Genomic DNA, 21,539 nt, shown 5'->3' with positions numbered 1-21,539 from the left:
CAATCACCCATAGCCACACCACCCCAACATTTCGACAAACTCCCCACCCCTTTTCACCACTTCCCCTCCCCCATGTTCCTTTTCCCCCTCCTTTTGCGTTATAATAAAAGAATGCGATTTTATAGATTGGAGAGGTTGGTTGATGTCGATTCGTATTCAGGAGTTGAAGGATAAGTTACTTCCCATGAGTCAGTCGATACAGGGTGAGCTGGACCCGAATCAGGACGAGAGCAAGAATGTCGTGTCGAAGGGCCTTCTTTTGTTCCGTCAGAATCTGGTTTCGAACGTGAAGGTCCGGGATGAAGAGGTTACGGCCGAGGTGCAGGATGTGACGCCTGTGACCCTTGAGCTGAATCTTTCTTTCCCTCTGTTAAGCAAGTGCTCATGTCCACAGGATAAATGGTGCCGGCATCAGATGGCGACCTTCTTTATGCTCTATAACAAGGTCGGACGTGTGAGCGAGTGGATCCAGAATTGGCGGAGCCAGTCAAAGCCCGACAGTCAGGAACCCCGCTCACTGGATGATTTAATGAAAAAGCACGGTACCTTAAAGAAAGCCAGCGATCTATTGAACGAACGGAAAACACGGGGAAATACGCCTGAAGAATGGTGGCAGTTCTTTGACTCCCTTCTTAAAAAAGAAGATTTGGATTTACTTGAAAGACAGCCCTATTTAATGGATGTTCTCGTGCAGAATATTACGAAGCGATTTATGAAGGAAGCGCCGTTCGAACGGGAATGGAAGCCTCTTTATCAGCTATTCGCGACCCTTTACCTCTCGATTGAGATCGACCTTCATTTGCAAAAAAGGAATGTCGAGCTGAGCCGTGAGCAATACAGCATGTACGATTTCCTCTTAGGCGAAATGGAAGATGCCGTTGAGAAACTGTCGATTCATGCCATGCCGTTCAGCTTTGATCCATACATTGCCTTTTTGAAAAACAAGACGATCGAAATGAGCGACTCGGAACAGAATAGTACGATGATGAAAGCGGAGGTCTACCGCTTCTTATGGTACTACTTGTTCAAGCAGAAATCGTGGCGCCGGGATGAGGTCAGTCGTTTGGTAGAGCAGGACCAGAAGGACACTACTTTCTACAACGTTGCCCTCCTCCACCAATATCTGCTTCTGGAGGATTTGAATAAGGCAGGTGAAGTCGTCGATGAGCTCGGTACAGAGCTTGTCGCGTTCAGTGAATTCTGGCTGCGTAAATTTTTTGTCGGAAAGCGTTATGAGGCCGGATTCTTCCTTGTGCGGAATATCCTGTCCAGGATGCCGGATCACCTCGAGACTCTCGACTACTATGAAGCCACCCGGTTCGTCCGCTGGTTCGTACGGATTTTGCCGATGGATTGGCTGATGGAAAAGGACAGCTCCCTTGTGAACGAGCTTCTGCTCTCCATGCTTCCGTACAGCTTCTTTTCGTATAATGAATATTTGATCAGCGCGAAGGCCTATCGTGAGTGGGTCGAGCTGCAGAGATATATGAACTACAGCATCGGCGAAATGGAAGGCATGGGTCTCCGCGACGTGACGAAGGAAGCGCCGGAGCTTGCCCTTCCTATCTACTACACCGGCGTCATCACAGCGATCGACCAGAAGAACCGAGACAGCTACAAGCTGGCGGTCCGCTATATGAAGAAAATCCGGACGATTTATAAAAAAACGAAGAAAACCGATAAGTGGGATGTGTATCTCACCTATATCCTCGATAAATACAAGCGATTACGTGCGTTCCAAGAAGAGTGCAGAAAGGGTAAGTTAATCGATGCTTAAACTGTCTTCCGTCAAAATCAATGTCCATACAACTGAATACGAAGACCGTTTCTTCATCACTGCGGAAAACGAAGAAGGCGAACTCCTCCCCCCAAAAGACTGGAAGGGGCAGCTGTTTCTTTGGCATGAAGAAAGCTACTACGGGACCCTGCTCGAGGAAACGGATGGCGGGATCCCGGTCACCAAGTGGCAGTTCCTGACGCTTCTTGCCGGTGAGCATTTCAGCAGCATGATCCAATGGGACTGGGATGAGACAGGCCAGGCGTGCATCGCCATTGCCCCTGTGATCTACGAAGCGGTGGAAGCCGGTCGCTGGCTCCCACGTTTTGAAGAATGGCAGGAAAAAGGACTGCAATTTCACATCCCCGATGAAGTCTGGTCGAATTTCAATGATGAATTCTGGGAGGAAGAGCTTCACGGTGGAGGTCCGTCCCTCAAAACCTTAACGAAAAACTGGTTTCAGGGTTCGTTGAATGAGGCGATGGCTTCTGGTGGATCGAGCGCGATGAAGCGGATCCAGAAGCTGAAGGATAGTACGCTGACGTCTGAGGAGCTGGATGCGTATTTCGATGAGAAGCGGTGGAGTGACTGGATCGCAGGTTCAGATGAAGAGCTTCCGTTTTCGATCGGACTCCGGATTACAGAGCCCCTTGATGAGGATGAGTCGTGGGAACTTGAAACGATTTTACGAGACCGCAAGAAAACGAGTCGCATTATTTCCCTCACTGAAGACACAGTCCCGCCTTCCTGGAAAAAACATTTGCCGGATGTTTCGGAAGAACAGGAACGCTGGAGGAAGATGCTGCCGATTCTACGTGACACGGATGGCTCTCTAAGGACCTCACTTGGTGAGCACGACGCCTGGGACTTTTTATCCGTGCTGAGTGAGAAGCTCATCGATCTGGACATTGAAATCCTCCTCCCATCCTGGTGGGAAGCGATGAAGGATGCCCAGGTGCTGGTGAAAGCCAAACTTAAAAACACGGACACGAGTTATCGCAAATCCTTCGTGGGACTCAATGCCATGCTCGATTTCGACTGGCGTCTATCGATGAATGGGGTCAATCTTTCTGAGGACGACTTCAATCAGCTTGTGGACGACCAGCGCCGCCTGGTGAAAATCCGCGGGCAGTGGATGAAGCTCGACCCTGCCATGATTCGCAGGATTCAGCAAATGATGACCAAAGCGAAGCAGGAGGGGATCTCGATCCAGGATATGCTCGAGCAGGAGCTTGTCCCGCGGGATGATGATGAAACGGAATTAGATCCAGATGATAATGAGCATGACCCTTATAAATATGCTCGTATTCAACTCGAACTCAATCGATCGATGAAAAAAATGATCCATCAGCTGACGAATGTGTCAACGATCCCGTTAACGGATACACCCGATTCGTTTATCGGCGAGCTCCGTCCATACCAGCAGCTGGGGATGAGCTGGATGCTCTTTTTACGAAAGTTCGGATTCGGTGCCTGTCTGGCCGATGACATGGGTCTCGGAAAAACGGTTCAGCTGATTACGTACCTGCAGCATGTGAAGGAAACCGAAAAACCGGAGACGCCTTCCCTGATTGTCGCCCCTACTTCCGTTCTCGGAAACTGGCAGCGGGAGTTGGAGAAGTTCGCACCGGACTTGAAGGTTCATCTTCATTACGGATCCACCCGTGCGAAGGGTGAAAGTTTTGCCGCTGCCATCAAGGATACCGATGTGGTGCTCACCTCTTACGGCTTGTCACATATCGATTATGACGAGCTATCACTGGTGGAATGGACATCGATCTCCCTTGATGAAGCACAAAATATCAAGAATGCCAATACGAAGCAGTCCCGTGCCATACGGAAGCTGAGTGGGAAGCACCATATTGCGTTGACGGGGACCCCGATGGAAAACCGTCTATCTGAGCTCTGGTCCATCTTTGACTTCCTGAACCACGGCTATCTTGGTGGATTCACGCAGTACCAAAAGAATTACATCGCCCCCATTGAGAAAGACGAGGACGAAGCCAAGGTCAAAGAGCTTCAGGCAAAAATCAAACCGTTCTTATTGCGTCGTACGAAGAAAGACCCTGAAGTGGAATTGAACCTGCCTGAAAAACTCGAGCAGAAAGAGTACTGCCACCTGACCGCTGAGCAGGCGGCCTTGTATGAGCAGCTCGTGAAGGACACCCTTGCCAAAATCGAAACGCTGAGCGGCTTCGAGCGGAAAGGTTTGATTTTGCAAATGCTGAACCAGCTTAAGCAGCTATGCAATCACCCTGCTCTCTATTTGAAGGAACCGGATCCGAAGTCGATTCTGTCCCGCTCTGAAAAAATGCAGAAGCTTAAGGATATCGTGGAAACCGCTCTTGAATCGGGAGAAGCATGCCTGATCTTCACCCAATATATTTCAATGGGCGAGATGATTCAGGAAGTCATGAAGGAACAGTTTGATGTGGATGTTCCGTTCCTGAACGGCAGCATGACCAAAGGGAAACGGGATGAACTCGTCGAAAAATTCCAAAATGGTGAATTCCCTGTTTTCCTACTTTCACTGAAGGCCGGCGGTACCGGATTGAACCTGACAGCCGCCAACCACGTCGTCCACTACGACCGCTGGTGGAATCCGGCCGTTGAAAATCAGGCCACGGACCGTGCGTACCGGATTGGTCAACAACGTTTCGTACACGTTCATAAGCTCGTATCATCAGGCACGCTTGAAGAAAAGATTGATGCCATGCTGATGAAGAAGCAGGCATTAAATGACGAGATCATCCGCAGTGATCAGTGGGTCACTGAATTATCAGATCAGGATTTGGAATCGTTGCTTGTGTTGGAGTAGATTTGTTGGATTTACCTCTTTCCTTTTATGGGAAAGGGGTTTTTTGTTGTGGGATGGGGTTGATTGGGAATTGTGGTATGGTTTCAATTGGACAATACAGAATGGTTTAAAATGGTAAAAGACGCAATTAATGAAATTATGACGCATTTCCCTTCATTCAACCAGGTTCTCCATGCCGTCAGACTGTAGTATTCAAGATGAATGGCCCCTTTATGTCAATTTAGCTGGCAATCTCATTAAAATATAAATTTGTTTCGCACTAAATCCCTTCTCCTACATAACACCTCCTCTCAAAGCCATGTCTCTGAAACCTTTATAATTATAAAAATAACAAAAAAAAATGCCAGCTCCATCCAAAGGAAACCGGCTCAATATGAAGAAAATAAGGGGATTCAATCACTTGCTTCACTGCTACATATGTCTATGTCTAATGAGGCAAAACAGGGGGATCTTGCGGGTGACCATTGGATTTTGAGACAGTGCTAATAGGTTGGATGGTACGTATGGAAAGAATTCTGGTTGAGGTTGGTTACACGATTATGATGAGGATTTTAATACCGGGTTCGGATATTCATACCCTTGTTCAAGGGCTGTCACGCGTTGGGATAAGTAGAAGTTCTCGACGTTGACTCTGGCTACTTTTTTGATCAGTTCTTCTGTCAGGATTTCCATTCGATCGATTCTTTTTTCAAGATCTTGCAGTGTGTTCACAACTCCAACTCCCTCCCGAAAATATTAGAACGGTAATTCGATCGGCTCTTTTTTGCCCGATTCGGATGTAGCAGTGGACGATGGTTTATTATCCAGGAATCGTACGTTTTCGGCGACCACTTCGGTTATATATGTCCGCTTTCCTTGATCATTGTCAAAGTAACGTGTTTGGATGCGGCCCGTCACCCCGATGACGGATCCTTTCTTGCAGTATTTCTCAGTGTTGTCCGCCGCACGGTTCCATATCGTACATAGTACAAAGTCGGCATCAATTTGGCCTTGCTGATTCTTATATGGCCGGTTCACGGCAATCGTAACACTAAGAACTGATTTTCCTTCCATCGTTTTTCTCACTTCCGGGTCTTTTGTCAGCCTTCCCACCAGGGTCACTTGGTTGATCACTTGGATTCATTTCCTCCTTTCTGTTAAGGTGTTATCATCTTACCTCCGATCTACAACACTTGTAAAATCTTGAATTTCCGAAATTCGAGGCCAAAACGGCTTGAATTTCGGAAATTCCCCTAGGGAGATTTTCCTCTTTTTGGCCAAAATCATGGTAAAATACACAAAATTGCATCTTTCGTCCTTTTTTTTCATCGGCAAATGTATTAGGGAAACATTTCACCCTATGATATAATTTTATAAAACCTTTAAATGGGAGATGTTCGTTCATGAAAACCTTTAAAGTGATTTCACTTCAAGTAGTGGAGAACGATGAACTGCATGACTTTGAGATTGTGGACGGTCTGATTATCAATAAAGAAGACGGACAGAGTACGTGGCTTGTCGAAACGTATATGTCGAACGAATATATCGAGTTCTTTCAAAAAGCCCAGCAAAGTAATAATGACGTGGAGATCCAGGTTGTGATTTCCCATAAAGCCAATGATCCGGCGGCCTTTATGACGTCCATCCGCTGTATCAAAGAGATGGATGAGCATATTAGCATCATGTTTGAAGGGAAACTAAAGAAGCAAAGGAATGAATATGCAGAGATTCTCCTTGATGATTTAGTGCAAAAAGGGTATGCAGGAGAAGAGTTGGTCCGTGAGTTCCGTGAGAAAATGGTATCTAAACCACGCATTCCCGCAACGGCAAAACCGAGCGTATAATTTTACAAAAATATGTAATATTCACTGTAAGCGTTTATGATATAATTGTATTTCAAAGATGAAGTTCTTAGGTAGGTGTCCCTGATGATTGGAGAGAGAGTCAAGAAATACAGACAAGAAAAAAGGATGTCCATGACTGAGCTCGCTGAAAAAGCTGGTGTGGCAAAGTCATATTTGAGTTCGATCGAACGAAACCTGCAGCAAAACCCTTCCATTCAGTTCCTCGAGAAAGTATCGGCTGCTTTAGGGGTTCCAATGGATGCTTTATTACATGATCAACTAGAGGATCAGAATATTGATCATGAATGGCTAAAGATTGCGGAAGAAGCCATGGATTCAGGTATTTCAAAAGAACAATTCCGTGAATTCATTGAATTTAATAAATGGAAATTAGGCAATAAATAAAGTCCTGCTGATGTCAGCAGGATTTTATTTTAAATGACCTTATACTCTTCTTTTATTTGCGGGGACTGACCGTGTAGAAAATCTCTGATATCTGCCTTAGGAATTCCTGCCTCGAGCGCTTGCCTAACTAATTCAACCCATTCCATATCAAGTTCACGATTCGCCAATGTTCTCCCCTCCTAAAATACCATTAAGTATTTCAGGCAATCCAGCCATCCTAGTGGACATACGCTTTTCTTTAAAAAATCGTACCCTTCACCTTAGATCTGTGATTTTGCGTCCCTACCTTTCAATAGGTTTGCCTTTGTCTGTCTTATTCCTATTCCATTCTTACTATGTCTATTATACTGAATCATTATATTAGATCGTGTTGTTTTTTGTCTTTTCTGATAATTATATTTACCCCATATTTTTACATTTACACCTATATTTTTACTTTTTTTAAACTTCTTATCCATCTATCATTGGAAAGGGATGCATTCGATGTGTCGAATGATGATGGTACCTTTATTTACTAATACTTCTTATATGTTTCTATCTTTTTTTGAAGTGGCAGGACTTTTTGAGTCAAATTTTTATATGTAGATGCCTTATAAAAGTTACCGTCAGTCAGGTCATATCCACAAGAAGGACACAACCATTGACCAACCTCTGAACTGCTAAATGATGATCTCGTACAGCGGGTGCAAATTTTCTTATACAATCCACTCAGCTCCTTCCCGGCAATCAGCCTTTTACTTCCAGGTTGTTCTTTTTATAGAACACTCTATGTTTATAGTATAAAGGCAAATCAAATCATACTAAAACCTTGTACACCCCTAAAAATTCGTTAAAAAGTCCTATTTATGTTCTATATATTGAATTTTCTTTCGATTTCTTACTATTTCGTTATTTATTTATTCTGTTTTGTTCTATATAATGAACTTACTAGGCAGGAAAGGACTGTGATGTAATGGTAGGTGAGAGAATAAAAGAGTATAGGGAGAAAAAAGGGATGACTATTATTCAACTATCAAATCAATCGGGCATTTCAAAGTCTTATATAAGTTCAATCGAAAGGGGGATTCAGGAAAACCCCAGTATACAGATCCTGGATAAGTTATCGGCAGCACTTGGAGTGGCACTGGACCAAGTACTTAACTGTAAGCCGGATATTGATGAGGAATGGATTCAATTAGTGAAAATGGCCATTGAGGAAGGATTGACGAAACAAGAGTTTTTAGAATATATTCAATTTATTCAATTCAAAAGGCTGAATGCTAATGGAAACTGACTGGTTGTGGAGTAAACACATATTTTTCATTCATCACAAGGCCCCGATAAAAAAACTCCTTCACATGAAGGAGTTTTAGATTAATAGAAAGGAACCTCTACTTTTCCTGTGTCATCAATTTTAATTTATCTTGTACAAATTTAGCCTCTAACTTACAAGAATACGTTAGATCTACTTCTAATTGCTGCTCTAAATGATGAATACTTTCTATCTGGTCCTCGGAAGGTTCCTCGGAAAGAATCTTTTCGATTGTCTCATTTATCTTAATTGCCAGTTCCTGATGAAACTGGGGGTCATTCTTCGTTTCCTCATCCAGGTTTATATACCAGGAGGCATGTTCATTTATGTATGTTCGCCATGCTGCAATGAATTCTTGTATATCATATTTTTTTTCATCCCATTGAATTGAAGCCATATACTGTTCAAATGAGGTTTTTATGGAGCGGGTAATACTTATTTTTGTACCCGATGATAAGTTTTTTAACATGTAAGTAAAGTACCCCCTAATTAGTATCCTATACACATATATTATTTTTACTATAACATAACCACTTGATGTTATATAGATAATGCCCTGGAGAAAATTATGGTAATATACCCAAATAATAATATTCTCTCACTTCTATTTTACAGTAATGCGTAAAGTCCTGCAAATATCAAAAAACAGAGGCTATAAACCTCGCCTCTGCTCTTCAGATTACTCGTCCTTATTATCCTTATCATTCATATCAATATCATCTTCTACAGCGTCTTCTTCAGGCGTATTGTTATCTTTCGCTGCATCTTTATCGCCTTGCTTGTTCTTGTCTTCTGACTCAGGGTAGTTCTCTTCATTCATATCCCCGTTGTCGTTCATATCGTTATTCTCATCCATGTTGTCGTTTTCTTCCACTGGCGCTTCGTCTTCCGGAGGAGGCTCCTGGTTGGCGTTACATCCTACAAGAAGGAAAGCGGCAAGTGCGGATCCACCAAGGACCGATAGTAACTTTTTGCTCATGATGCATGACTCCTTTCTGTGTGTAAGTTCGTGAAATGTAAGACCGTAAGTTGGTCTTTTGTTAGCTTTCCCTGATATTGAATATACTTGCATAGTGGTAACGATTTTTTGGAATGTTAAAAATAGGAACTGATTGGTGCCTTAGCTGCATTGTTGGAATGTAAAAAAAACCGAGTTCAGCGTGATTGAATATCACACCAAACCCGGTTTCATACCATATCTATTCCTGCTTATCGCCAAGAGCGAACATCATCTCAAGCTCGCAAGCGACTTCACCATCGACCGTGGCTACACCTTTCCCTTTGCCGATCGGCCCCTTGAAGCGGATCATCTCCACTTCAAGTCGTAACTGATCCCCTGGCTTTACTTGACGCTTGAAGCGGCATTTATCAATGCCTGTGAAGAACGCCAGTCGTCCACGGTTATCCTCCACCTTCAGCATCGCCACTGCACCAACCTGAGCCAGTGCCTCGACGATCAACACGCCGGGCATGACAGGATAATCAGGGAAGTGACCATTGAAGAATTCTTCATTCGCCGTCACATTCTTGATCCCGACCGCCTTCTTGCCTTCCTCCACTTCTAAAATCCGGTCCACTAACAAAAACGGATAACGATGGGGAATAATCTCTTTAATCTCATTAATATCAAGCATGCATGATTCCTCCTACCAATATGTATGTACACCTTATTGTACAGAAACCGGGGTTGTAATAGCAACAGGGCAGAGGGACGGACCTCGAAAAGAGGCTTGGATTTACACGCGAATCCTTTTATATCAACATTCTCTGTCCAAAAAGGATGCAAATTGGAGGTCCGTCCCTCCTGCCTAATAAAAGACGGACCTCGAAACGCAAGCCCAATCCGCTGCACAATCCCCGTTACAACAGGAATCCTAGCCAATAGTGCTCACTATTCCAAGGTCCGTCCCTCATCAATTATTTTTTCATGACGATATCGACAATATGCTGCCAGGTTTCTGCTTTGAAGACGTCTGCTGCTTTGCCGTCGCCGATGCCTGCGAAGCCGATGACGGCGCCGAGTGCGAGACTTCCTGCAAGAAGAAGGATGAACAGAAGGATTCTGAGCCAGATTGGGAGCATGCGCACACGCACCCAGCGTGATGGCCTGGTTTCGTCCTTTTGCTTTGCCTTTTTTTCTGCTTTTACCGATTCTCTTGTCGCTTTTTCTTGCAGTAGCTCTTTTTCACTCATAGCATTTAACTCCTTTTAGCGTATCCCATTTACAAGGCCCATCATTTGATCTGCAAGGGAGATCGAGCGAGCCTGAAATTGATAAGATCGTTGGACATTCAACATGTCCGTCATTTCTTTGCTGATATCCACGTTCGATCCTTCTAACGAATTCTGGACCATGGAAATATCAGATCGTGCTCCACCCGTCACGTTGGTCACCACTTCATCTTCCGTGACGCCCAATTCGTCCAGGTTGTCTGCAAATCCTAACAGATTGCCTCCGAATTGCTCTAGAAACTGAGCTTTTTCAACGGTGACAACACCGAGATTGAACCGCTCTTCTCCTCCTGCGGCACCGGTAACGGTCAGAACCCCGTTATCGCCAAGCTGAAAGGAAGACGCATCTTCAGAAAACGTTATATAGTTATCATTCTCATCCAGGATCGGCAGTCCGCTTCCGTTCACGAGCATCGCTTCCCCATTCCCGGTCGGACTGACAAAGAATGCTCCGTCCCTCGTATAGCGTACGGCACTTTTGTCACCATCTTGAGCGAGGGCCTTAAAGAACTGTCGGTCACTCGTCAGTGCAAAGTCGAGGGAGCGGCCTGTTGCTTTCAAGGATCCCTGATTTAAGATCAGCTGAGACTGTGAAAGCTTGGCACCATTCCCTTCCCGTACTCCAAGAGGGGTAAGCCTGCCCGTTTCGAACTTATCCACATGCTGGTTTTTCACCTGCTGTACAAGCATCTCGGAAAACGATGCATCCCGACGCTTATAGCCATTTGTATCTGCGTTCGAAAGATTATGACCAATCATATCCATTTGTTTCTGCAATTGGCCTAATGTGTTGGTTGCTGTAATCATCGTCCGATTCATGACACGTTCTCCCCTATTATAAGGTATTCAGTGGCGAAATTCATTTACAATACTTGCTATCCGTTGACGCGGCCGATTTCATTGGCGGCTTTTTCCATGCTCCGGTCGTAGGCTTGGAGGACCTTCTGGTTGGCTTCAAATGCCCGGTACGCCGACAGCATATCGGTCATCGTGCGGGAAGCATCCACATTGGACCGTTCCAGGAATCCCTGCTTGGTGGTAAAAGAAACATTGTCTTCCCCATAGGCGTCAGGAAGGGCTGCGTTGTCTTCCCTCGCGAAAAGTCCGTCTCCCCGCTTGACCAGCTCATTTGGGTTATTCGAATATCCCACTCCCAATGTAGCGACAGCATTATCGTCCACAAGGATCTGCCCTTTTTCCCCAACGGTGAACTGGTCACTTTCGAGTTGAATTCTTTCTCCATTGTCGTCCAGTATATAAAAACCGCTGTTCGTTGTGAGGAAGCCGTTTCCGTTCACCGTCAAATTCCCGTTGCGCGTATAGCTCGGACTTCCATCCGGACCTTCGACCGCAAGGAAAACCGATCCACGGATTCCGGTCTCTTCATCCACCGGCATGGATCCGTCCAGAAGCGCAATATCCAGTGTCCGTCCGGTTTCCTGAAGGTCACCCTGAAGAAAGGAAGGAATCGTTTCCTGCATATATACGCCCGTATTCAGCTTCCCCACTCTTTGGTTAAAAGGAAGGGAGAGCGTTTTTTCAGTCGGGATCGATGTGGCATCCATCCGGTCCAGAAGCATTTCCGGAAAGGCCCGCATGGAAGCCTGATCTGCTTTATAACCCGGTGTGTTGGCATTCGACATATTGTTCGTCAGCATTTCAGTCTTCCGCTGTTGGGACAGCATACCCGAAGCTACTGTATAAAATCCTCGAAACATTTTCTTCACCTCTCAACGGTTATATCGGATCAATGGGCAAAGGTTTTACCCGATTCTTCTTCTGGAAATCTTATCGATATTCTCAAGCATCAATCCCGTTCCGATCGCGACACAGTCCATCGGGTTCTCGGCGATTAATACTGGTACTTTCAGTTCTTCTGCAAGAAGGGTGTCCATTCCATGAAGAAGGGCTCCTCCTCCAGTTAAAATAACCCCACGGTCAATGATGTCCGCTGATAATTCAGGTGGAGTCTTCTCAAGGACATTTTTCGCAGCCTGTACGATGACGGCCACTGACTCGCGAAGAGCTCCTTCGATTTCTGTTGATGTCACGGTGATCGTACGAGGAAGACCCGATACCATGTCACGTCCGCGGATGCTCATTTCCCTGCGGTCTTCATCAAGTGTTTCAGAGAATACCGTTCCGATGTTCACCTTGATATCTTCAGCTGTACGCTCCCCGATCAGAAGCTTGTACTCTTTTTTAATATAATTCAGGATTTCATGGTCAAATTTATCTCCGGCCATTTTGATTGACTGACTCGTCACGATGTCACCCATGGAAAGAACCGCCACATCCGTCGTTCCTCCACCGATATCCACGACCATGTTTCCTGTTGGATTGAAGATATCCATTCCGGCACCGATTGCCGCCACTTTAGGCTCTTCCTCCAGGTAAATCTTCTTCCCGCCGCTCTTTTCAGCTGCTTCCCTGATCGCCTTCTGTTCGACGCTCGTGATGTTCGTCGGGCAGCAGATCAAGATGCGGGGCTTCGAAAGGAATCCTTTTACATTCAATTTATTAATGAAATGCTTCAGCATCGCTTCTGTTACGTCAAAGTCGGCAATCACTCCGTCTTTTAAAGGGCGTGTTGCTACAATATTCCCAGGAGTACGCCCGACCATGCGGCGCGCTTCCTCCCCGACAGCCAACACCTTGCCTGTATTCTTATCCAGCGCCACTACGGATGGCTCATTCAAGACAATACCTTTCCCTTTTACATGAATCAATACGTTAGCCGTACCAAGGTCAATCCCAATATCTTTCGCGAACATCTTGTGTTTCTCCCTTCTACTTTTACAATTTCATCATTGTCTTTCATCTATGGTTTTATCTTCATGTCATTACGTTAAAACGGTAAGGCAAAACTTTCACCTAATTAATTATTTTACCATAAATATGTCGAATGGCGATGTTCTTTGTCAAAAAAATGTATTAATATTGTTATTTATTTGGAAAAGGGTGGGAGTTTGGTAGCGGAATGTTACAGGGATGTAAAGAATTGGTGGGGGTGTTTGAAGGATTCGTTCAGCTGCTGAATATACGCTGTTTTTTGACAGGTGAATCCTTAGTGAGATTAACGGTTGAATTTCATACGATATTCAACTGTTGAACTTCCCTTATTATTCTCCGGCTAAAAATTCGTAAATAATCACCAGTTGAATTTTTCACAAATTTCAACAGCTGAATATTCTCCAATATTCAGCAGGCAAACCTGAAATCCTGAAATCCCGAAATCCCCCAAAACACAAAAACACACCAAGCACAACCCATCATTCTGGGGCTTGGCGTATTTCGGTTAGCTGTGGAGCTCTTCTTTTTTGTATTTTTGCTTGGTTGCCTCTCCACCTCGTAGATGCCGGATTGATTTATGGTAATCAAGTATGGTTTTGACTTCATTTGCGAGTTCCGGATTGATTTCTGGCAGTCGTTCTGTTAGATCTTTATGGACAGTACTTTTGGACACGCCAAACTCCTTCGCAATTACACGAACAGTTTTTTTCGTCTCCACGATATACTTACCAATCTTGATTGTTCTCTCTTTGATGTAATCGTGCACACCACTCGACCTCCCTAAATTGGATGTGAGAAGTGTGAAATGAGACTCGCTTTCGCATCAATGGAATAGTATAGACCCCTTGCACATGGGCAAGCGGCAGAAAGCCTTATTTATAACTGCAGCTTCCTGATGTTACAACGTATAAACAAATATTCGGCTAATGATCAATGGTATAACGACGATTCCTCACCTCAAACACTCTCTGTTTTGATAGGTTTGTATCATTTTATTAGCTTGTGCCCACATATATGCACAAAAACCACAATAAGGACAAGGTTTCGCTTGAATTTTCTGAAAAATATTCCGAGGGACGGACCTTCTAGTGGATTTCCAAGTCACCGAAATGTCATACGCACCGTGTTCACCTCTCGCTTCCACGACTGACACGGATCAATTCCCCCCATGTATCCACCTGTCGATCCCTTAACAGTTCCAGCAGTTCCACAAACAAATAAGCCGTCATCAGGGCATCATTCAATGCACGGTGTCTCGGGTACAACCTGGTGCCGAAGAGCTGGGCGTATCTTTCGAGATCCCTCATGTCATAAGAAGGCGAGAGGTATCCGATCAGATTCAGTGTCTCAAAGCAAGGCGGCATCTGCAGCTGAAGTCCCGCTCGCTTCAGTTCGCTCTTGAGGACGAGTTCATCGAAGCTCACATAATGCCCGACCACGCCATCCACTTTATTTCCTTCTATAAACGTGAAGAAATCATGAATCGCCTCCCCTGCATCCGGCGCCTTTTCGACATCTTTTGAGCCGATTCCCGTCAGCGACATTATTTCCTGAGAAATGAGTCGATGGGGATTGGAAAATGTCTGAAATGTGAGGTTTTCTTTTACCTGATATCCTTCCACCTTAACCGCCCCGATTTCCAGGAGCCGGTCCTCTGCCCCCACCCGGAATCCGGTCGTTTCCGTATCAAAGACGACAAAGGTGAGGTCTTCGATTCTTTTATTAAGAGGGACGGACTCGTATTGGACGGGACACTTGATTTTTTTCTTTGAAAAAAGGATGGTGTTCACTTCCTTTCTACAGTAAGGAATAATGGGATAGCATCATCTGCTGGAATTCCCGTATCGTTTTCACGTTTCTTACTATACGTTCTTTATTACTGGCAGAGATGGTGGCGATCTGCACTGTCTCCCCCTTTCCACTCTGTTTAATGTCCATATACAGCGCCATCACACCGTGAAATGCGTCCGTCAATTCTTCTGCAAACTCACTTGAAATGGAGTGCTTACCCATTAAATAATCGATCTTTTCCCGGGTCCCTCCGGATGTATTCCCGTGTGCTGCGTTCAAGATCTGCAGGGCATGATGAAACGGGAAGAGGATCTCTTTTTTAACGGAAACCGTTTTACGGCTCATCCCTAATAGAGACCGGATGGCTGATTGTAGGACGGGGATCTGCTTTGTGTTCTCCAATTGCGCCAATCGGGCGAATAAAATTTTTGACCTCTGAAGCTCTTCTTCTATCATCTCTTCAAACGATATATGAAGATCTTCGTTTCCATCTATAAACCTGTAGGACAGAAAGTTTTGTACGTTGATGAAGGTTTCTTCGGACGAATGGACCGACCATTCCCTCATCCGCTCTTGCCAGCTGCCCACGCTTCCTCTCCAGGCCTTCTGATTGGCCATCATCCCCCCGTCGCATAATCTCCATCCAGCGCTCTCCAACGTCCTGACGACCCTGTCGGCAAACGCCTGATAGTATTCGTCTGCCTCTTTGCTGTGCTCTTCAAACACGAGGAAATGATCTTGATCGGTTATCAGGAACTGTTCTTTCCTGCCGGCAGATCCCATCACGTAAAAGGCATAAGGGCATGGTTTGATGACCCCTTCCCGTTCAAGCCCCACTTCCACCACCTGTACGATCCGTTTGTATAGACGGTCAAAGATGCCGGTCATGAAATCGAGGATGTGAGGGACCGGCACCTGCGCCTTCCAAAGGGTGTTCAGCATCGAGGCTGCGACCGTCCCGACCTCTCCAAGCGGCACTTCCCCTATCCTCTGACTCTCGTTAAAAAGGGAAAGAGCCGTACAACGCTCCATCCCCTTAAAAAAGGGATGAAGGTGTACAGCTTCTTTGAATGACGGGTCAGGCTTTGAAGTCGACATCATCGTTCACCCAAACCTCGCCGTCTTTAAAGGTCATTTGCTCCGGATATCGGAGGTCCATTACTTCTTCCTGGATCTTCTGTGAAGGGGCTTTCGTGATCAGTGACACGACGATATTGGCCATCGTGGCCGCCGCCGCCCCAAATACACCCGCTCCTGTATCAATGATGCCGAACAGGGTCACGCCTGAACGTGCCAGGAAGATATAGGTGAGGGTCACCCCAAGCCCGACAAGCATCCCTGCGATCACGCCCTGGGCATTGGAGCGCTTCCACCAGACTCCCAGTAAGAGGGCCGGGAAGAACGTCCCTGAAGCCAGTGCGAAGGCCCAGGCGACGATCTGCGTGATGACCCCCGGTGGATTCAGTGCAACGACTCCGGCAAGTACCGTCGCAATGACAATGGACCAGCGTGCCACCGCCAGACGATTCTTCTCCGTCGCATTCGGCTTGAAGACGCGGTAGTAAATATCATGGGCAAAGGAGGAGGAAATCGCGATCATCAACCCGCCTGCCGTCGATAATGCCGCTGCCATGGCTCCCGCCGCGACGAGACCGATGACAAACACACCAAGATTTGCGATCTCAGGTGTCGCCATGACGACGATATCATTGGAAATGATGATCTCCTTCCATTGGAGGATGCCATCCCCATTCGCATCGGCCACCTGCAGTTTCCCCGTGTCGACCCATGACGTCGTCCAGGAAGGCAGATCGCTGATTTTACTTCCCGCTACCTTTGTCATTAAAATGAAGCGGGAGAACGCTGCATAAGCAGGTGCCGATAGATAGAGAAGACCGATGAAAAGGAGTGCCCAGGCCCCTGACCAGCGTGCCGCCTTCATCGTGGAAACGGTATAGAAACGGACGATGACATGGGGAAGTCCCGCGGTACCGGCCATCAGTGTAAACATCAGGGCCATGAACTGCCACTTCGTCCCGTTGGTAAACGGAGCGAAGTATTCAGAAATCCCAAGCTCACGGTCCAGCTCCCCGATCTTTCCGACGAGCTCCCCATAGGAAATCCACGGGGCTGGGTTCCCGGTGATTTGCAGGGACATGAAAATGACCGGGATCAAATACGCAATGATCAAGACGACATACTGAGCTACCTGTGTCCACGTGATCCCTTTCATCCCGCCAAAGGCTGCATAAAAGGCGATGAGGACGACCCCGATCATCGTACCGACCTTGGCGTCGATTTCGAATAAACGGCCGATGACGACACCGGATCCCGACAGCTGACCGATCGAGTACGTGAAGCTGATGATGATCGTACAGATGGCGGCAATGACCCGTGCGGTATGACTGTTATATCGGTCCCCGATGAATTCCGGAACCGTATATCTCCCATACTTCCTAAGCTGCGGTGCGAGCAGGAAGGTCAGGAGTAGATATCCACCCGTCCAGCCCATGATGTAGGCCAGGCCGTCGTAGCCGAGGATCATGACGGTACCGGCCAGTCCAATAAATGATGCGGCGCTCATCCAGTCGGCCCCGATCGCCATCCCATTGAAGATCGGCGGAACTCCGCGGCCGGCTACATAGAAGTCCGATGTCGCTTTCGCTTTGTTATAAACCGCAATCCCGATATATAACGCAAACGTCAACAAAATAATCGACGTTGATACTATAAACTGAGTATCCATTTATCGTTTCCCCCTATTTGCTTTCATCTCTATTTGGTTTAATGATCCAGCGATTTCCCGTAGCTGATCTGCTCATTTCTGCTTTCATCAATGCCATATTTCTTATCGATGCGGTCACTCACCTTGGCATTGACATACAGCAAGACGATGAAAATGACGATCGATCCTTGAGCACCCATGAAGTAATGGAATGGAAATCCATTGATGGAGATGGTGGACAGACGTTCGGCAAACAGCACCACCCCGAAGGAGGAAAGAAGCCAGATGACTAAGTACAATGCCATGTATCGGTTTTTTTCTTTAAAATACTGATCCGCTTTAGCCCTATCAATCTTCTTCATACATGTAACCCCTTTTCAAGCTCATTATTTTAAACTGAAAATGAATTTCACCGTCTCGAAAAATGGAACCGGGACGATGGCGATCTGCACGATAAAATAAATGAATAAAGACACGAATGGAATGGTCAGATAGAATGCCCGCTTTTTCCTGAGGGCAAGGATGATGCATCCTCCTGTTATTAGTAAAAATGCCATGAAGTAAATCAACGTTTCACCTCCTGTCGTCTTTTGAAGCGTCATCCTCCCAACTTATAAAGACTTAATTTTCTGAAATTTTATTCATGAATTCATTATCTTTATTGAAAAAAGCCTGGTCAATAAAGAAAAAACGACAAAACGTCTTGACTCTATCAGCAATCATTTTACTGAAATAAGGATATAATGAATTTCGTTCATACTTCCTCATAGGAACGTGATGGAAATGCTTTTCCAGTAAACTTTCCAGCCTGTCGATTTTCCAAGGAAATTTTTTGGGACAACAAAAAGACTGACCGGAATCTTTCGGTCAGCCCTCATTTATTGGATTATTCTTCGTCTTTAGCGTTGTCTTGACTTTCTTGTTTCGGCTTGGCCTGGTCCTGTTTTTCTTCAGTGGACTTATTTTCTTCAGCTGCGTCTTTTTCTTCCGTAGCTTTGTCTTCAGTAGCCTTGTTTTCGCTGGCTTGGTCTTCTACGGCATTTTCTTCTGCTGCTTCAGCATCCGGCTGTTCACCTGAAACTTTCTTGTCTTCAAGCTGTGCTTCTTGAAGAGTGGCAAGAGACTTATTGAAGTACTCAAGTGGATTCACGGCGACATCCGCTTTACGGATTTCAAAGTGTACGTGAACGCCCGCTTCTTCATTGAATAAGCTCTTTCCTGCTTTCGCAATGGCTTGTCCTTGATCGACTACATCTCCAACCGCGACTTCAAAATCTTTCACTGATTGATAACGAGTCACGATGCCTTTGCTGTGCTCGATTTCAATCGTGTTACCAAGTAAGGAATCTTCTTGAACCTTTGTAACTGTACCGCTCATGGCAGCCAGAACATCGAATTCTTTTCCATCTTTCGAGATGTCGACTCCTTGGTTCGGGTAATACATGTTTCCATACACGACTAGGGCAGCTTCCTGTTCTTCGGCTGAAGCTTCAGTGTCGTAGAATTGTTTTTCGATCACTGTATCTTCAGGGCTTGAAACAGGCATTACAAAGTTTTCCAATGAACGATTGACTTCTTCTGCAGGCTGGTTGAACTCATTATCAGTAGGAACTCCATCATAGCTGTAATCCTTGGCTTTCTCGTTTACGTCATTTCCTGCCTGGTACCACAGAATCCCCGTGATAATGACTGCTGCACTTGCTAAATAGATTGCTGGGTATGCCCAACGTCTTTTCAAAAAGTTTTGAGAAGGTTGTTTCTTTTCTTCCTCTCTCATTTTCATCACCTCAGCAATCATTCTGAACAGAATTCAGAAAATATATACACATTGGCAAAAAAATTTTAATTTATTATGTTTCGACAAAGGGGGGAGGATTATGTATGGTTTTTGAAATTTAATGATATTTTTGTCACCTTTATTGCCTTAAGTAGCGAATGCTGGTTGATTTCCCCTCCATGTGCTCGCTTTCCGCGGGGCGTGAGTTGAGCCTCCTCGGGCTTTGCCCTGTGGGGTCTCAACTGTCCAGCTCCGGCGGCTAGCCCCTCGAGGTCATAAGCTAAATGGGCCAAGAAGGCAAGAACCGCCTTCTTAGCCCATTCATCTTATGCTTGTCGGGGCTGGACCAGCCGCCTCCGCTTTTCGTACTTTCCCGCTATTCCCGCAGGAGTCGAGCACCTTCCGCTCCAATCAACTTTGTAAGGATAATATTTTAAAAATAACGAATAGAAGAAATGATCCAAGGTAAAGAACATGTGACAATCCTCGGAAATATCAATTTAGGACATTCCAGTAATCTCCCTGCATGGTAAAATGATAGAAACAGAAAGGACGACCTTGATATGAAAAAATTATTTACTTATGTGCTCACTGCAGCACCTTTCATATATATGATCCTGATCTGGATCATGTCGAGTAATCCGGATGATGCGGTGATCCGCTTTCCTGATGACGGGATGGACCGGTTCATCAAGGAGTCTCTCCACTTGGTCGAGTTCGGGATTTTATATGGATTGTTTGTGCTCGCGCTGCTGGCACATGGAAGGCTTCGGTTCACATTGAATTTCACCGTTGCGCTGATCAGCATCTTTTACGGGTTCGTGGATGAAATCCATCAGTCCTTCGTTCCGTATCGATCCTCCACGATGATCGATGCCGCCAAGGATCTGATCGGGGTCACGGTCCTGTTTTGGATCGTGAACCGCACGTATTTCCGAAACCCCGATCATACGGTGACGAAGATGATGAAACGGTTCGAAGCCTATTTAAAAAAGGATTGAGTTTGGTCACCATGACCCCGCTCAATCCTTTTTCTTATCTTTGCGCCGTTACTTTTTGCAGGAGTTTATTTGATTCTGTGATTTTGACATCTTTATAGTAATGGGTCACGATGTCCTGATAATTCTTGCCTTCCTTCGCCATCCCATTGGCTCCGTATTGACTCATCCCCACTCCATGGCCAAACCCTTTCGTGGCGATGACGATATGATCATCTTTCTTATACCAGGTGAAGTCCGATGATCGGAGTTCTAATTTTTCCCGTATTTCTCTACCTGAGAAACCCTTGCCGTTAATTTCGACGCTTGCCACCCTCTTGCCTTCTGTTCTCGAGGTGATGGTTCCTACCGATCCATCCTTTGGCAGGGTGACGCCGAGCTTTTGTTCAAATTCCTTGATCGGGATGATTTTTTGATCTTCGAATTTTGGTGAGGCCGAATCCCAGGGGCTCTCCACACTTCGTAAATACGGAATATCATCTTTCCAATACGCCTCGGAGTTTTCTGTATAGCCGTTACTTGTCGAGAAGAAGGCGGCCGTGATCGGCTTATCATCATACGTCAGCACTTTCCCCTTTGTTGCAAGGACTGCTTCTGAAATCTTTTTGATCTTCCAATCATAATCGGCTCCCCATAAGGTGGCCAATTCTTTTTGATTTTTATACACCTGATGGGACACGGTATCCGTCACATCGGCTCCCTTCGGCACGGAGGCATCATCCGAGAGAAGCTGATTCACGATATACGTCCTTGCTGCCAGAGCCTGTGCCTTCAGTGCTTCCTTTTCAAAATCGGCAGGCATTTCACCCGCAACCACCCCTACGACATACTGCTCCAGGGGAAGCTTCTCGATTAAGTCCTGACTGGAACGATACACCGCCACCTCGACTGAGTTTGACAACTCTTCAACGGATGGTGGATTCTTCAGCTTTTCGTCCAGGTTTGCCGTTTCCTTGTCTGAGGAAAATGGGAGTACCAGCAAAGTGGGTACAATAAAGATGATGCTGATAAAGATTGAGAAAATGATCACTACGGGTTTTAACTGCTTCATGTTCGCGGCCTCCAATGAAAGATTAAATAGGAGAATGTCCTAGCACACTTCTCCACTC

25 protein-coding genes and 1 riboswitch are annotated in these 21,539 nt (G+C 45.7%); of the genes, 6 read left to right on the top strand and 19 right to left on the bottom strand.

Annotation, left to right across the window (positions count from 1 at the left end; all coding sequences use genetic code 11):
* The first annotated feature begins 142 nt into the window (after nt 1–142).
* Entirely contained in the window at nt 143–1,777 is a 1,635-nt protein-coding gene (locus CN378_RS08995; protein WP_098351538.1) for an SWIM zinc finger family protein, read from the top strand.
* Entirely contained in the window at nt 1,770–4,595 is a 2,826-nt protein-coding gene (locus CN378_RS08990) for a DEAD/DEAH box helicase (RefSeq protein ID WP_098351537.1), read from the top strand. Before CN378_RS08995 ends, CN378_RS08990 begins: the two co-directional genes overlap by 8 nt.
* Nucleotides 4,596–5,132: 537 nt before the next feature.
* Here CN378_RS08990 and CN378_RS22595 read toward each other — a convergent pair.
* Both CN378_RS22595 and CN378_RS08985 read right to left on the bottom strand, forming a co-directional pair.
* Nucleotides 5,133–5,306, bottom strand: coding sequence for a hypothetical protein (locus CN378_RS22595; RefSeq protein ID WP_179884854.1), 174 nt, complete (start codon nt 5,304–5,306; stop codon nt 5,133–5,135).
* A gap of 24 nt (nt 5,307–5,330) precedes the next feature.
* Nucleotides 5,331–5,708 (bottom strand): single-stranded DNA-binding protein, encoded by a 378-nt coding sequence (locus CN378_RS08985; RefSeq protein ID WP_098351536.1) that lies wholly within the window; start codon nt 5,706–5,708, stop codon nt 5,331–5,333.
* 269 nt (nt 5,709–5,977) lie between these two features.
* Here CN378_RS08985 and CN378_RS08980 point away from each other — a divergent pair, with 269 nt between their 5' ends.
* Nucleotides 5,978–6,418 (top strand): YwpF-like family protein, encoded by a 441-nt coding sequence (locus tag CN378_RS08980; protein ID WP_098351535.1) that lies wholly within the window; start codon nt 5,978–5,980, stop codon nt 6,416–6,418.
* Between the two features lie 84 nt (nt 6,419–6,502).
* Entirely contained in the window at nt 6,503–6,823 is a 321-nt protein-coding gene (locus CN378_RS08975) for a helix-turn-helix domain-containing protein (protein WP_098351534.1), read from the top strand.
* A 29-nt stretch (nt 6,824–6,852) separates the two neighbouring features.
* Here the strand turns inward: CN378_RS08975 and CN378_RS08970 are convergent, their stop codons facing one another.
* Nucleotides 6,853–6,990, bottom strand: coding sequence for an anti-repressor SinI family protein (locus tag CN378_RS08970; RefSeq protein WP_098351533.1), 138 nt, complete (start codon nt 6,988–6,990; stop codon nt 6,853–6,855).
* 32 nt (nt 6,991–7,022) lie between these two features.
* Nucleotides 7,023–7,136: riboswitch (cyclic di-GMP riboswitch) on the bottom strand.
* Nucleotides 7,137–7,337: 201 nt separating this feature from the next.
* On the bottom strand, nt 7,338–7,526 hold the full coding sequence (locus tag CN378_RS23310) for a hypothetical protein (protein ID WP_483295069.1): 189 nt from the start codon (nt 7,524–7,526) through the stop codon (nt 7,338–7,340).
* Nucleotides 7,527–7,775: 249 nt separating this feature from the next.
* Here CN378_RS23310 and CN378_RS08965 point away from each other — a divergent pair, with 249 nt between their 5' ends.
* Nucleotides 7,776–8,096: a helix-turn-helix domain-containing protein gene (locus tag CN378_RS08965; protein WP_098351532.1), complete on the top strand. Its 321-nt coding sequence runs from the start codon at nt 7,776–7,778 to the stop codon at nt 8,094–8,096.
* 97 nt (nt 8,097–8,193) lie between these two features.
* Here CN378_RS08965 and CN378_RS08960 read toward each other — a convergent pair whose 3' ends face one another.
* The 14 genes from CN378_RS08960 to spoIIQ form a co-directional block, all read right to left on the bottom strand.
* On the bottom strand, nt 8,194–8,583 hold the full coding sequence (locus CN378_RS08960) for a hypothetical protein (protein WP_098351531.1): 390 nt from the start codon (nt 8,581–8,583) through the stop codon (nt 8,194–8,196).
* A gap of 210 nt (nt 8,584–8,793) precedes the next feature.
* Nucleotides 8,794–9,093: a hypothetical protein gene (locus tag CN378_RS08955; protein ID WP_098351530.1), complete on the bottom strand. Its 300-nt coding sequence runs from the start codon at nt 9,091–9,093 to the stop codon at nt 8,794–8,796.
* Nucleotides 9,094–9,313: 220 nt separating this feature from the next.
* Nucleotides 9,314–9,748 carry a 3-hydroxyacyl-ACP dehydratase FabZ gene (gene fabZ / locus CN378_RS08950; protein ID WP_098351529.1) on the bottom strand — a complete coding sequence of 145 codons (435 nt, stop codon included), beginning with the start codon at nt 9,746–9,748 and terminating at the stop codon, nt 9,314–9,316.
* A 283-nt stretch (nt 9,749–10,031) separates the two neighbouring features.
* Nucleotides 10,032–10,307 carry a DNA-directed RNA polymerase subunit beta gene (locus tag CN378_RS08945; protein WP_098351528.1) on the bottom strand — a complete coding sequence of 92 codons (276 nt, stop codon included), beginning with the start codon at nt 10,305–10,307 and terminating at the stop codon, nt 10,032–10,034.
* Nucleotides 10,308–10,322: 15 nt separating this feature from the next.
* The gene (locus tag CN378_RS08940) at nt 10,323–11,165 is read right to left on the bottom strand and encodes a flagellar hook-basal body protein (protein ID WP_098351527.1); all 843 of its coding nucleotides are present in this window, start codon (nt 11,163–11,165) and stop codon (nt 10,323–10,325) included.
* Between the two features lie 56 nt (nt 11,166–11,221).
* Nucleotides 11,222–12,064 carry a flagellar hook-basal body protein gene (locus CN378_RS08935; RefSeq protein ID WP_098351526.1) on the bottom strand — a complete coding sequence of 281 codons (843 nt, stop codon included), beginning with the start codon at nt 12,062–12,064 and terminating at the stop codon, nt 11,222–11,224.
* A 45-nt stretch (nt 12,065–12,109) separates the two neighbouring features.
* Nucleotides 12,110–13,120: a rod shape-determining protein gene (mreB, locus tag CN378_RS08930; RefSeq protein WP_098351525.1), complete on the bottom strand. Its 1,011-nt coding sequence runs from the start codon at nt 13,118–13,120 to the stop codon at nt 12,110–12,112.
* A 524-nt stretch (nt 13,121–13,644) separates the two neighbouring features.
* A complete protein-coding gene (gene spoIIID / locus CN378_RS08925; RefSeq protein WP_032086905.1) occupies nt 13,645–13,905 on the bottom strand; it encodes a sporulation transcriptional regulator SpoIIID in 261 nt (86 codons plus the stop codon).
* A gap of 361 nt (nt 13,906–14,266) precedes the next feature.
* A complete protein-coding gene (locus CN378_RS08920; protein WP_306471854.1) occupies nt 14,267–14,929 on the bottom strand; it encodes a 3'-5' exonuclease in 663 nt (220 codons plus the stop codon).
* A gap of 7 nt (nt 14,930–14,936) precedes the next feature.
* The gene (locus CN378_RS08915) at nt 14,937–16,028 is read right to left on the bottom strand and encodes a DUF294 nucleotidyltransferase-like domain-containing protein (protein WP_179884853.1); all 1,092 of its coding nucleotides are present in this window, start codon (nt 16,026–16,028) and stop codon (nt 14,937–14,939) included.
* Nucleotides 16,009–17,676 (bottom strand): sodium:solute symporter family protein, encoded by a 1,668-nt coding sequence (locus CN378_RS08910; protein WP_098351523.1) that lies wholly within the window; start codon nt 17,674–17,676, stop codon nt 16,009–16,011. Before CN378_RS08910 ends, CN378_RS08915 begins: the two co-directional genes overlap by 20 nt.
* A gap of 38 nt (nt 17,677–17,714) precedes the next feature.
* Nucleotides 17,715–18,017: a DUF4212 domain-containing protein gene (locus CN378_RS08905; RefSeq protein WP_098351522.1), complete on the bottom strand. Its 303-nt coding sequence runs from the start codon at nt 18,015–18,017 to the stop codon at nt 17,715–17,717.
* 24 nt (nt 18,018–18,041) lie between these two features.
* Nucleotides 18,042–18,224 (bottom strand): hypothetical protein, encoded by a 183-nt coding sequence (locus CN378_RS08900; protein ID WP_098351554.1) that lies wholly within the window; start codon nt 18,222–18,224, stop codon nt 18,042–18,044.
* 317 nt (nt 18,225–18,541) lie between these two features.
* A complete protein-coding gene (gene spoIIQ, locus CN378_RS08895) occupies nt 18,542–19,432 on the bottom strand; it encodes a stage II sporulation protein SpoIIQ (RefSeq protein WP_098351521.1) in 891 nt (296 codons plus the stop codon).
* Between the two features lie 563 nt (nt 19,433–19,995).
* Between spoIIQ and CN378_RS08885 the strand changes: the two genes are divergently transcribed.
* Entirely contained in the window at nt 19,996–20,433 is a 438-nt protein-coding gene (locus CN378_RS08885; RefSeq protein WP_098351519.1) for a VanZ family protein, read from the top strand.
* Between the two features lie 34 nt (nt 20,434–20,467).
* Here the strand turns inward: CN378_RS08885 and spoIID are convergent, their stop codons facing one another.
* Nucleotides 20,468–21,481, bottom strand: coding sequence for a stage II sporulation protein D (gene spoIID / locus CN378_RS08880; RefSeq protein ID WP_098351518.1), 1,014 nt, complete (start codon nt 21,479–21,481; stop codon nt 20,468–20,470).
* Between the last annotated feature and the right edge of the window lie 58 nt (nt 21,482–21,539).

The organism is Bacillus sp. AFS015802 (genome assembly GCF_002561455.1).
GTDB lineage: Bacteria > Bacillota > Bacilli > Bacillales > Bacillaceae_B > Rossellomorea.
This window is presented reverse-complemented; position numbering and strand designations above follow the sequence as displayed.